This is a genomic window from Faecalibacterium sp. BCRC 81149 (genome assembly GCF_022750605.1).
In the GTDB taxonomy this organism is placed as follows: Bacteria; Bacillota; Clostridia; order Oscillospirales; family Ruminococcaceae; genus Faecalibacterium; species Faecalibacterium duncaniae.
This window is the reverse complement of record NZ_QXJA01000008.1, coordinates 58,834-71,389: the sequence shown is the minus strand read 5'-3', so window position 1 is coordinate 71,389 and position 12,556 is coordinate 58,834. Positions and strand designations below refer to the sequence as shown.

At 62.7% G+C, this 12,556-nt stretch carries 10 protein-coding genes; all 10 read right to left on the bottom strand.

Annotated elements, in window-relative coordinates; all coding sequences use genetic code 11:
- Positions 1-30: 30 nt before the first annotated feature.
- Complete coding sequence (yqeK, locus tag D3F01_RS10045) at positions 31-618, bottom strand: bis(5'-nucleosyl)-tetraphosphatase (symmetrical) YqeK (RefSeq protein WP_242888430.1); 588 nt, start codon at positions 616-618, stop codon at positions 31-33.
- Positions 572-1,258 carry a nicotinate (nicotinamide) nucleotide adenylyltransferase gene (nadD, locus tag D3F01_RS10040; protein WP_242888427.1) on the bottom strand — a complete coding sequence of 229 codons (687 nt, stop codon included), beginning with the start codon at positions 1,256-1,258 and terminating at the stop codon, positions 572-574. The genes yqeK and nadD overlap by 47 nt, the downstream gene beginning before the upstream one ends.
- On the bottom strand, positions 1,255-1,551 hold the full coding sequence (locus tag D3F01_RS10035) for a YhbY family RNA-binding protein (RefSeq protein ID WP_005932885.1): 297 nt from the start codon (positions 1,549-1,551) through the stop codon (positions 1,255-1,257). Before D3F01_RS10035 ends, nadD begins: the two co-directional genes overlap by 4 nt.
- Before the next feature lie 14 nt (positions 1,552-1,565).
- Entirely contained in the window at positions 1,566-2,198 is a 633-nt protein-coding gene (gene rdgB, locus D3F01_RS10030; RefSeq protein WP_005932884.1) for an RdgB/HAM1 family non-canonical purine NTP pyrophosphatase, read from the bottom strand.
- A 110-nt stretch (positions 2,199-2,308) separates the two neighbouring features.
- A complete protein-coding gene (gene ftsY, locus D3F01_RS10025; protein ID WP_097772665.1) occupies positions 2,309-3,247 on the bottom strand; it encodes a signal recognition particle-docking protein FtsY in 939 nt (312 codons plus the stop codon).
- A gap of 149 nt (positions 3,248-3,396) precedes the next feature.
- Positions 3,397-6,954 (bottom strand): chromosome segregation protein SMC, encoded by a 3,558-nt coding sequence (gene smc, locus D3F01_RS10020; RefSeq protein WP_242888425.1) that lies wholly within the window; start codon positions 6,952-6,954, stop codon positions 3,397-3,399.
- Positions 6,955-7,629: a ribonuclease III gene (gene rnc / locus D3F01_RS10015; protein ID WP_005935533.1), complete on the bottom strand. Its 675-nt coding sequence runs from the start codon at positions 7,627-7,629 to the stop codon at positions 6,955-6,957.
- A gap of 69 nt (positions 7,630-7,698) precedes the next feature.
- Positions 7,699-8,709, bottom strand: a complete 1,011-nt coding sequence (plsX, locus tag D3F01_RS10010; RefSeq protein ID WP_097772667.1) for a phosphate acyltransferase PlsX — start codon at positions 8,707-8,709, stop codon at positions 7,699-7,701.
- Positions 8,710-8,892: 183 nt separating this feature from the next.
- Positions 8,893-10,269, bottom strand: coding sequence for a methylenetetrahydrofolate--tRNA-(uracil(54)-C(5))-methyltransferase (FADH(2)-oxidizing) TrmFO (gene trmFO / locus D3F01_RS10005; RefSeq protein WP_242888415.1), 1,377 nt, complete (start codon positions 10,267-10,269; stop codon positions 8,893-8,895).
- Between the two features lie 115 nt (positions 10,270-10,384).
- Positions 10,385-12,469 (bottom strand): type I DNA topoisomerase, encoded by a 2,085-nt coding sequence (topA, locus tag D3F01_RS10000; RefSeq protein WP_223384971.1) that lies wholly within the window; start codon positions 12,467-12,469, stop codon positions 10,385-10,387.
- Between the last annotated feature and the right edge of the window lie 87 nt (positions 12,470-12,556).

The following is a 12,556-nucleotide window of genomic DNA, read 5'->3' as shown; positions in this document are numbered from 1 at the left end:
CCGGCACAGGATGTGTGCAGAAAAACAGGCTCACCCGGCCTTTGCAGCCCGGGCATCCACCTCTGCTTTGATCTCATCGTAGGCCGCCTTGGACATGGGGTCCAGAGGCTTGCCCTCTGAGAGAACAAAATCATTGGCCCGTTTCAGGGCGGCCAGCATGGCCAGATCCAGATCCTTCAGTTCCAGCCTGCGCAGCTTGTTCACCCCGGGCCAGTCCCGCTCGGCGCTGGTCATATCCGCCAGATAGACGATCTTATCCAGCCTGCTCATGCCGGGCTTGCCCGCGGTGTGGCAGGCAATGGCCGAAAGCACAGCCTCATCCTCCACGCCCCACTCGGTGCGGGCCAGGATGGCGGCGCAGATGCCGTGCCACACCGGGGTGGGGCGCTCTTCCCCGCCCTCGGCCAGTTCCGGGTGGGCCCGCATGATGGCGCGCATCTCGTCCTTGCTGATCTCCTTGGCCGAATCGTGCAGCAGGGCGGCCAGCGCGGCCTTGTCCTCATCCACGCCATACCGCTTTGCCAGCTTGACGGCCATTTTTCTCACGTTCAGGGTATGCTCGTAACGCTTGTCACTCAACCGGCCGCGCACAAGCTCCTTTGCCTGTTTCAGATTCATGGTTTCCGCTTTCCCCTCTGTCTGCCCGGTAAAGCCCCTCCCGCCGGATGACCCGGCGCACGAGGGCGGGCAGTTCATTTTCACACGCTTCCCCTGCTGCAAGGCGGGCACGCAGGTTGCTGCTGGCCATGGGCAGAGCCTCGACCTGTGCAAACAGGATGCGGGCCCCGGTGGGGTCCATCTGCTTTGCCTTGGCGTGAAGCTCCGGCGCGTCGCCGACATTCCGGCTCGTGACCACCAGCCGGGCCAGCCGCAGGATCTCCTGCCAGCGGTGCCAGCTGTCAAAGCTCAGCAGCATATCACTGCCCATGGCCATGTACAGCTCGGCTTCCGGATAGGTGCGGGCCAGCATTTCCAGCGTGAGCACCGTGTAATTGCGCCTGCCCAGCGCGGCCTGCTCCACCTCCCAGCCGCTGACACACAGCGCCGGGACAGCCCCCTCCGCTTCCAGTGCACGGAAGCACGCGCACATCTCCACCCGGGCGCTGCCGGAAGCGGCGGTGGACTGCTTGAAGGGGGAAAGCCCCGCAGGCATCACCACCACCCTGTCCGGGCGCACCCGGGCAGCGGCGGCGCGCAGATTATTCAGGTGGCCGTTGTGGGGCGGGTCAAAGGTGCCGCCGTACAGCAGGAGCCTCATTTCAGCAGGTCAGCGTAGGCGCTGTCTTTTTTCTTCTGCAGATAGAGCACGAACTTGGAGCCGATGACCTGCACGCAGTCGGCACCGGTGGCCTCTGCCAGCTTGACAGAAGCCTCACGGGCATTGTACATGCTGCTCTCCAGCACCTTGAGCTTGATCAGCTCCCGGGCATCCAGGCAGTCCTTCACGCCCTGGATCATGGTCTCGTCGATCTCACCCTTGCCCACGATGAAAACGGGGTCCATGGTGTTTGCCTTGCCGCGCAGAATGGCGCGCTGTTTGCTCGTCAACATAGTTTTTTCTCCTTTTATTTCAGAAATTCAGGTAATTCTTTTTCCAGCTTTGCCAGCGCCACACCGCGGTGGCTGATGGCATCCTTTTCGTCCGGGGTGAGCTGGGCATAGCTGCGTCCCTCGGTATTGGGGCGCTTTTCCGCTTTGCCCACACCGCATTCATCGGGGATGAACAGCGGATCGTAGCCAAAACCGTAATCGCCCGCCAGGCGCGCAAAGGCCACCTTGCCCGGGCACTCGCCCCGGCAGGTCAGGTGCCGGCCGGTGGGCAGGATAAAGCAGACAGCGGCCACAAATTTTGCGCCGCGCTGTTCCGCCGGGACATCCTGCATATTCTCCAGCAGCTTGTCGTTGTTGGCCTCATCGTCGCCGTGGCGGCCGCAGTAGCGGGCGCTGTACACGCCGGGGGCACCCTCCAGCGCATCCACACAGAGGCCCGAGTCATCGGCGATGGTGGGCAGGCCGCTGGCTTTGCAGATGGTCTCGGCCTTGATGAGGGCGTTTTCCTCAAAAGTGGTACCGGTCTCATCGGGTTCAATGGTGATGCCCAGCTCCTTCTGGCTGACCACCTCGTGGCCCTGCGCTTCCAGAATGCGCCGCAGCTCACGGAGCTTACCGGCGTTGCCGGTCGCTGCACAAATTTTCATGTTTTTCTCCTCTCTGCCCCTGTCGAACTCCTGCACTTTGCTCCCCTGTCAAGGGAGCCGGACGCGCCAAAGCGCGGCCTGAGAGGTTCGACTGCAGATCCGTTCGACACTTAATGCTTCCACTGCCGGGGCAGCAGCTCTTCTACATAACCCTCCGGGGTAAAGGGGATCAGGTCATCAATGCCCTCACCCACGCCGATGAACCGCACGGGCAGGCCCAGCCGCTGCTTGACCGCCACGACACAGCCGCCCTTGGCGGTGCCGTCCAGCTTGGTCAGGATGATGCCGGTGGCGTTTGCCGCCTTGCAGAACTCCCGGGCCTGGCTGATGGCGTTCTGGCCCGTGATGGCATCCAGCACCAGCAGGGTCTCCAGACTGGCCTCGGGGCTGGCCTTTTTGACACTGCGGCTGATCTTGGAAAGCTCTGCCATCAGGTTTGCCTTGTTGTGCAGGCGGCCTGCGGTATCCGCAATGACCAGATCATAGCCGCGTGCGGTGGCCGACTTGACCGTGTCAAAAATGACAGCGGCGGGGTCTGCGCCCTCGCCCGCCTTGACAAGGGGCACACCCGCCCGGTCGGCCCAGATCTCCAGCTGCTCGCTGGCGGCGGCGCGGAAGGTATCGCCTGCAGCCAGCATGACCTTTTTGCCCTGACGGGTATAGAAATCGGCCAGCTTGGCAATGCTGGTGGTCTTGCCCACGCCGTTCACGCCGATGACCAGAATGACGGCAGGCGTGCCGCTCAGGTCCATCTCAGCTTCGGGGCGCATCTCATCGGCAATGAGGTCGCGCAGTTCATCGCTGGCCTGCTCACCGGTTTTCAGGCCCTTCTCGTTCACCCGGTCCCGCAGCTTGTCCACCAGTTTGATGGCCACTTCACCGCCCACATCGGCCAGAATGAGCTGCTCTTCCAGCTCATCGTAAAGATCATCATCGATCTTGCTGCCGGTGAGGGTATTCATAATGTTGCCCCAGAAGCCCGTACGGGTCTTTTCGAGGCCGTCTTTCATCTTATCTTTTTCTTTTTTGCCAAATCCAAAGAGGCCCATTGGTTCTCTCCTTTGTTTTGCTGTTTCTATCCGTGATGGCAAAACCCGCCATTTCACGATTTGCGCTCAGTGCTGCCCGGTATGCCAAGGGCTCCCCTACTAGGGGAGCTGGCGAGCGAAGCGAGACTGAGAGGTTTAATCTATTATACCTACGAAACCAGCGTCGCGTCAACCTGTTCCAGATCCAGCTTGAGCAATTTCGACACGCCATCCTCCTGCATGGTCACACCGTACATGACATTGGCGGCCTCCATGGTGCCGCGGCGGTGGGTGATGACGATGAACTGGGTCTTGTCGCTCACCCGGCGCAGATACTGTGCAAAGCGGCTGACATTGGCATCATCCAGAGCGGCTTCGATCTCGTCCAGGATGCAGAACGGTGCCGGGTTGACGGCCAGGATCGCAAAATAGATGCTGATGGCCACCAGCGCCTGCTCGCCGCCGGAAAGGGCTTCCAGATTCTTGATGACTTTGCCCGGCGGTGCCACCTGAATGCCGATGCCGCAGGAAAGCACATCGCTTTCATCCTCCAGCACAAGGCTGGCTTCGCCGCCGCCAAACAGCTCGGCAAAGATGCGGCCAAAGTTTTCATTGATGGCCCGGAAGCTGTCAGTGAAGATCTCCTTCATCTGGCCGGACAGGCTGGCGATCATCCGCGTCAGCTCGTTCCTGCTGCCCTCCACATCGGCCACCTGAGTGCGCAGGGCATCGTACCGCTCCCTGACCTCCTGATATTCCTCAATGGCGCTGACGTTCACATTGCCCAGCGCCCGGATCTGGTTGCGCAGGTCGGCCACCTGCGCCCGCAGGGCGGGCAGGCTGTCGAACTCCACGCAAAGTTCCTCAGCCTGGCTCACCGTCAGCTGGTATTCATCCCAGAGCTTGGCGGCGGTGGCATCGTATTCGCTCTCAGCGGCTGCTTTCCGCTCGGCCAGACGGGCCATCTCCCGGCCCATCTCCTCGCGGCTGTCGGCAGCAGTGCGGGCCCGGGCCAGTGCCTCGGTCTCGGCCTGCTGGCAGGAAAGCCGCTGTTCGGTGGCCTTCCGGATCTCGGCTTCCTTCGCTCCGATCTCCGCCCGGCTGTCGGTCTTGGCCTTGCGGATGGCCTCGATCTCGGCCCGGCAGGCACCACTGCGGGCGGCAAGGGCGGCAAGGCTCTCTTCCAGAGAGGTCCGCCGGCTCTCGGCATCCCGGGTGCGCTGTTCCAGCGCTTCGATCTGTGCCTGCGCCAGCTCGGCATCCTTCTGGCGGCTCACCTGTTCCAGCCGCTTGGCGCTCACCTGCTCGGCCAGCGCCCGCTGCCGGGTCAGAAACGCATCGTCTCCCTCGGCAATGCGGTTCAGCTCGCCCGATTTTGCTTCGATCTCCCCGGCCAGCGCAGCTTCCTGTGCTTCGGCCTGCGCGGCCTTTTCCCGGCTGTCAGCCAGCTGGGCGTTCAGGGTGTCGATCTCCTTCTGCCGCGCGGCAAGGGCCGTCTCGGCCTGCTCCATGGCGGCTTCCAGCCGCTTGCGCTCTGCTTCGGCCCGCACACGGTCGTTGGCGGCAGTGATCTGCTCACTGCTGGCGGCGGTCAGCTCTGCGTTCAGGGCATCTGCCTGCTGTTTGCACTGGTCGGTCTTTTCCTGAGCGGCAAGGCACTCTTTCTGCAATTTCGCAGCCCTGACCCGCAGCTCCTCCAGCTCCTGCTTGCGGGTGAACAAGCCCGCGCTGCGCTGGACACTGCCGCCGGTAAAGCTGCCGCCCGCATTGACCACCTGACCATCCAGCGTGACGACCTTGCTGCGGAAACCGTTGTCCCGGGCCACACGGGAGGCCTCGTTGATATCGTCCACCACGATGATGCGGCCCAGCAGATTGGACACGATGTCACTGTACCGTGCATCGGCCTGGACCAGACTGCTTGCCAGCCTTGCCGAGCCGGACAGTTTTCCCCGGAACACACCGGGCTGGACTGTGTCCAGCGGCAGGAAGGTGGCGCGGCCCGCGTTCTCGCTCCGCAACAGGGCGATGCCTGCCTTGGCAGCGGCTTCGTTCTCCACCACGATGTTCTGCAGGGCACCGCCAAGCGCGGTCTCAATGGCGACCTCCCGGCCCGGCTCCACCCGCAGGATGGAGGACACCGGCCCGATGATGCCCCGCAGCCGCCGGGCGGATGCCGCCCGCATCACGGTCTTGACGGAGTTCTGGTAGCCTTCCATGTTCTTTTCCAGCTCCCGCAGCACGGAAAGCCGCTGGCGGGCGGCATCCAGCTCCCGGTTCAGCTGCTGTTCGGCACGGTCGGCTTCCTCCAGCGCGGCGCGGCGGCTCTTCAGTTTGAGTTCCAGACCGGCCCGGATATTTTTGAGCTGCTGCTCATTCTCGGCCAGCGTGGTGAGGTACCGCACGGTATCCTCCAGATCCTGCTTTGCGTCGTCCCGCTGGACAGCCAGCACCTCGGCAGCTTCTTCCAACGCAGGCAGACGGCTCAGGGCCGTCTCAGCAGCAGCCTCGGCGGCGGCCTTTGCCACCTGCGCTTCGGTGTGCCGGGCCGTCAGGGCCGCCACCTCGCCCCGCAGGGTATCCCGGCGGGCACCGCTCTGGTCGTTTTCCCGGGTCAGGCGCACCAGCTCATCGTTCAGGGCATCCAGCTCTGCGGCCAGTTTCCGGCCCGCCAGCTCCATGCTCTTTGCCACAGCGCGGTGGCGTTCCAGCGCGGCGGCGGCCTCGGTGCTGTCCTGCTGCCCGGCGGCGATCTCTGCCCGCAGGTCTGCGGAGCTTTCCTCGTTGCGGGCAATGTCGTTTTCCAGCACGGCGATCCGGCTCTCGCTGCCGCTGATCTGCTCGGTGATGCTGCGGATATCCCCATTCAGGCGCTCGACCGCAATGGTCAGCTGTTGTGCCTGCATCCGGATCTCCTCAGCCTCGCTCTCGGCGGCTTTGGTCTGGCGGTCGAACCGCTCATAATCGGCCTGGGCTGTCTCGTAATCCCGCACCTGACGGCGCACGGCTTCCTTGGCCCGGTGCACGCCGTCCGTCCACAGGGTCACTTCCAGCGTTTTGCGCCGGGCGCTCAGTTCCAGAAACTTCCGGGCCTTTTCGCTCTCTTTTTCCAGCGGGCCCACCCGGGCCTCCAGCTCGCCCAGGATATCCCGCAGGCGTTCCAGATTCTCGGCGGCAGCGGCAAGGCGGCGCTCGGCCTCGTTTTTGCGGTAGCGGTATTTGGCAATGCCGCAGGCTTCCTCAAAGATCTCCCTGCGCTCGCTGCTCTTGGCCGCCACGATCTCGGCAATGCGGCCCTGCCCGATGACCGAGTAGCCATCGCGGCCGATGCCGGTATCCAGCAGCAGTTCATACACATCCTTCAGGCGGCAGATCTGCCCGTTGATGCTGTACTCGCTCTCGCCGGAGCGGTAATACCTGCGGCCGATGGTCACCTCGTCCGCTTCCACATCCAGCGCGTGGCTGCTGTTGTCCAGCGTCAGGCGCACCTGAGCAAAGCCCATGGCCCCCCGCCGCCGGGTGCCGCCAAAGATGACATCCTCCATCTTTCCGGCGGCGCGCAGCTGGCGGGCGCTGGTCTCGCCCAGCACCCAGCGCACGGCATCGGACAGGTTCGACTTGCCCGAACCGTTGGGGCCCACCACGCCGGTCACGCCCTCGTCAAAGGTGATCTTGACCTTATCGGGAAAGCTCTTGAAGCCCTGGATCTCCAGTTCCTTGAATACCATTTACTTTTCCTTTATCACGCCCAGGAGCTTGAGGGCTTCGCGGGCGGCGTGCTGTTCGGCCATCTTCTTGCTGCGGCCCTCACCCCGGGCGACCTTATCGGAGTTGAAGCGGACAGCCACCACGAAATGTTTGTCGTGGTCGGGGCCGGATTCCTGCTCCACCACATAGCTCAGCCGCTCCTCGGGGTTCTGTTGGACGATCTCCTGCAGGCGGGTCTTGTAATCGGCCTCAGCGTGCTTGCCCTCTGTGATGAAGGGCAGGATGAAGCTCTTTGCCACCTCCATGCCGCCGTCCAGATACAGGGCGGCGATGACGGCCTCAAAGGCATCGGACACCACGCTGGGGCGGGTGCGGCCGCCGCAGCGTTCTTCGCCCCGGCCCAGGCGCAGATACTCGCCCAGATTGATCTCCTGCGCAAACTGGAACAATGCGCCCTCGCTGACCAGGCTGGAACGGATGCGGGTCAGGTCGCCCTCAGGCCGGTCGGCGTAGGCGTGGAACAGATAATCTGCCGAGACGATCTGCAGCACGCTGTCGCCCAGAAATTCCAGCCGCTCGTTGTGCTGCACCGGCGTGCGGCTCTCGTTGGCGTAGCTGGTGTGGGTGAGCGCCGTCTCCAGCAGCTTCGGATTCTTGAACTTGTAACCAATAATTGTTTCCAACTGATGGCTCATGGATTTCTTACTCCCTTTATGTCAAAAATCGTTCTTTCTTGGCTCCCCTGCCAGGGGAGCTGGCCGATGTCAGTCGGCCTGAGAGGTTGTCAGCTCATCCAGCGCGCTCTGCATGGTGCCGCACAGGTCGTTTTCCACGCAGATCTTGGCCTGCCGGATGGCGTTCTTGATGCCCTTGGCCTTGGAGGAGCCATGTGCCTTGATGACCGGCTGCTTTGCGCCCAGGAAGGGTGCGCCGCCGTACTCCTCGCTGTCCATCTGGTGCTTGAGGCTTCCCACGCCGCTCTTGAGCAGCAGGTAGGCGATTTTGCCGCCGAGGTTTGCCAGGAACATCTCCTTGAGCATCCCCAGCAGCATCTTGGCCACGCCCTCGGTCAGCTTGAGGATGACATTGCCGGTAAAGCCGTCGCAGACCACCACATCCACATCACCGTTGGGCACATCACGGGGCTCGATGTTGCCCACGAACCGGATGCCCGGCGTTGCCTTGAGCAGCTGGTGGGCTTCCCGGAGCATCGGGGTGCCCTTGCTCTCCTCGGCACCGTTATTTGCCAGCGCCACGGTGGGTGCGGTGCGGCCCTCTACCTTGTTGACATAGCAGCTGCCCATCACGGCAAAGGCAGCCAGCATCTCGGGGCGGCACTCCACGTTCGCGCCGCAGTCCAGCAGCAGATAGGCCTTGTTTTTGGCCGGCACCATGGTGGCCAGGGCCGGGCGCTTTACGCCCTTGAGGGTGCGCACGATGAGGCTTGCGCCCACATGGAGCGCGCCGGTGCTTCCGGCAGAGACAAAGGCATCGCCCTTTCCTTCCTTCAGCAGGTTCAGACCCACCACGATGGAGGAATCCTTCTTGCTGCGGATGGCCCTTGCAGGCTCATCGCACATCTCAATGGTCTCGGTGCAGTTGACCAGCTCGATGCCGTCCAGCGGAATATTGTGCTCGGCTGCCGTCTTGCGCACCAGCTCCTCGCTGCCCACGCCGATGACCTGCACACCGTACTCTTTCACAGCCTGTGCGGTGCCTTCCAGCACAGCCAGCGGGGCGTTGTCACCGCCCATCATATCAACGATAATTTTCATAAACGTCGTCCTTTCTTGGTCAGCGTCCTCACCCTCTCAGGCGCTTCGCGCCAGCTCTCCCAAAGGGAGAGCCGATTGCGGCCCATGGTCAGCACCTGCTGAATCTGGGATATGCGTTGCCTCTCCCTTTTGGGAGAGGTGGCATTGCGAAGCAATGACGGAGAGGGCAAGCCCGTTTCCCGTTTAGAATCCAGTTTCATCCAGCCACTGTTGGAAGCTGGCCACGGCACGCTGGGCCACAGCCATGTAACGCAGGCGCTTGTCACGGGGACGGCTCTCGGCCGGCAGCGGGGGCAGGATGCCCATATTCGCGCCCATGGGCTGGAAATGTTTGTTCTCAGTGGTCAGATACTGGATCAGCGCACCGCACATGGTATCCACCGGCGGCGGGGGCAGCTGCCTGCCCTCCAGCCGGGCGTAAATGCTCCGGGCTGCCAGCAGGCCGCAGGCGGCGCTCTCCATATAGCCCTCAAAGCCGGTGATCTGGCCCGCAAAGAACACGTTGGGGTGCTCCTTCAGGAACAGGCCCGCATCCAGCACGCGGGGCGCATCCAGAAAAGTGTTGCGGTGCATGACACCGTACCGCACGAACTCGGCATTTTCCAGGCCCGGGATCATGCTGAACACCCGCTTCTGCTCACCCCACTTGAGGTTGGTCTGGAAGCCCACGATATTATAGAGGGTGCGCTCCTTGTTCTCGGCACGGAGCTGGACATTGGCCCAGGGGCGGTGGCCGGTGTTGGGGTCCACCAGACCCACCGGGCGCAGGGGGCCGAAGCGCATGGTATCAGCGCCCCGGGCGGCCATGATCTCAATGGGCATACAGCCCTCGTAGACCGTGACGGTATCCGCCTTTTTGCCGTGGGCATCGGGGTCGGGCTGCGCCCCCTGCTCCGCACCGGCATCGAAGGCATGGAGCGGGGCACGCTCTGCCGAAGCCAGCGCGGCGTGGAAAGCCTCATACTCTGCCTTATTGAAGGGGCAGTTCAGGTAATCGGCCTCGCCCCGGTCGTACCGGGAAGCGGCGAACACCTTGTTGTAATCCAGGCTCTCAGCCGTGACGATGGGAGCTACGGCATCATAGAAATGGAGCCGCTCATCGCCGGTCAGGCGGCCGATCTCGTCGGCCAGCGCACCATCGGTCAGGGGGCCGGTGGCCACCAGAATGGGTGCACTCTCATCGATGTGCTCCACCTGCTCCCGCACCACGGTAATGTTGGGGCACTCCTCCACCCGCCGGGTCACGGCGGCGCTGAATGCATCCCGGTCCACGGCCAATGCGCCGCCCGCGGCCACACGGGCCTCCTCTGCGGCTTCCAGCAGCTGGCTGCCCATCCGGCGCATCTCCTCTTTCAGCAGGCCGGAAGCAGAATCCAGACGCTCGGCCTTCAGGCTGTTGGAGCAGATCAGCTCCGCAAAGCCCGCGCTCTTGTGAGCCGGGGAAAAGTGGGTGGGTTTCTGCTCGTAGAGCGTTACCTGAACGCCCTTGCCTGCCAGCCACAGCGCCGCCTCGCAGCCTGCCAGACCGGCACCCAGTACAGTAACTTTATAGTTGCTCATGTTGTATCCCTTTATCTTATCTCGCACTTCCAGCAGTCAGAAAAAACTTTCCGCCCTGCCAAGGGCTCCCCTACTAGGGGAGCTGGCAATGCGAAGCATTGACTGAGAGGTTTGATCAGTCCTTCTTCGGCACCGGCATCTCAAAGCCGCAGCCTTCTTTTGCGCAGTAGAGCTTGGAGCCCTTGCGGAACAGGGTGGAGCCGCACTTTTCGCACTTGGTGGGCACCGGGGTATCCCAGGTCATAAAGTCGCAGTCGGGGTAGCGCTCGCAGCCGTAGTAGATGCGGCCCTTGGCGCTCTTGCGCTCCAGCATCCGGCCCTTGCCGCACTTGGGGCAGACACCGCCGGTGTCCTTGACCAGACGCTTGGTGCCCCGGCACTCGGGGAAGCCGGAGCAGGCCAGGAACTTGCCGTACTTGCCCACCTTGATGACCATGGGGCGGCCGCAGAGGTCGCAGACCTCGCTGGAAGGCTCGTCCGGCACCTTGACCTTCTTGCCCTCCATGTTCTTTTCGGCCTGTTCCAGGCTGGCGGCAAAGCCCTGATAGAAATCATCCACGGTCTTGTGCCAATCGGCCTTGCCGCTCTCGATCTTATCCAGGTTCTTCTCCATCTCAGCCGAGAAGTCCACGTCCACGATATGGGGGAACTGCTCCAGCATCAGGCCGTCCACGGCGCGGCCCAGCAGGGTGGGCTTGAGCTTTTTCTGCTCCCGCTCCACATAGCCGCGGTCGATGATGGTGGTGATGATGGGCGCATAGGTCGAGGGACGGCCAATGCCATTTTCCTCCAGCGCCTTGATCAGGGTCGCTTCGGTGTAGCGGGCGGGAGGCTGGGTGAATTTCTGCTCACTCTTCAGCTCCTTGAGCTTGAGCAGCTGACCCTGTTCCAGCGGGGGCAGGCTGGTCTCCTTCTTTTCCTTTTCATCGGTGGCTTCCTCGTACAGCACGGTAAAGCCATCAAAGGTCACGGTGTAGCCGCTGGCCTTGAAGCGGTAGTCCCCCGCGTATACGGTCACGCTCACGGTATCCTGCTGGCAGTCCGCCATCTGGCTGGCCATAAAGCGGCTCCAGATCATCCGGTAGAGCTTGGCGGTATCGCCGCTGATGCTCTTGTCCACCTCGTCAGGGGTCAGCCCCGGTACCGAGGGACGGATGGCTTCGTGGGCATCCTGCGCGGCGGTCGCGCTCTTGGTCTTCCAGGTGCGCTTGTAGGGGCAGATATACTGTTCGCCGTAAGCGTCCGCAATATACTCCTTTGCAGCGGCGACCGCCTCATCGGAAATGCGCAGGCTGTCGGTACGCATATAGGTGATCAGACCCATGGTGCCGTGGCCCGCGATGTCTACGCCTTCGTACAGGGTCTGGGCGGCACGCATGGTACGGGTAGCCGTAAAGCCCAGACGGCGGGAGGCCTCCTGCTGCAGGGTACTGGTGATAAAGGCCGGGGTGGGCTGCTTGGCCCGCTTGCCTTTTTTCAGTTCGCCCACGGTGTACTCGGCACCCTCCAGACCCTTTTCGATGGCACGGGCCTCTGCCTCGTTTTTGGGCAGCAGCTTTTTGCCGGTGCTGTCAGAGGCCAGGCGGGCGGTAAAGCTCTTGTGGCCGGTGCCCAGCGTAGCATCCACGTTCCAGTATTCCTCGGGCTTGAAGTTCTCGATCTCCTTCTCGCGGTCATCGATCAGCCGCACCGCCACGCTCTGGACACGGCCCGCCGACAGGCCCCGGCGCACCTTCCGCCACAGGAAGGGGCTGAGCTTATAGCCCACCAGACGGTCGAGGATGCGGCGGGCCTGCTGGGCGTTGAACAAGTCCTCATCGATGGCACGGGGATTGGCCATGCCCTTCTGCACACCCTTTTTGGTGATCTCGTCAAAGGTCACGCGGTTGGGCTCGTGGGGATCCAGCCCCAGGATATTGGCCAGATGCCAGCTGATGGCTTCGCCCTCACGGTCCGGGTCGGTTGCCAGCAGAATGCCGTCGGCCTGCTTGGCTTTTGCCTTGAGCTCCTTGATGAGCTTGGATTTATCCTTGATATTGATGTACTGGGGGGCGTAGTCATGTTCCACGTCGATGCCCAGCTGGGACTTAGGCAGGTCCCGGATGTGGCCCATGCTGGCCGTGACTTCGTAATCCTTGCCCAGATATTTGCCAATGGTCTTCGCCTTTGCCGGCGACTCCACGATTACCAGTTTTGCCATGGTTCTCTTCTCCTATATTATAAACTCCCAGCCTGACAGTGGTAGTAAAACCCAACGAAATGGAGCTGGCGAGTGTCAGCGAGACTG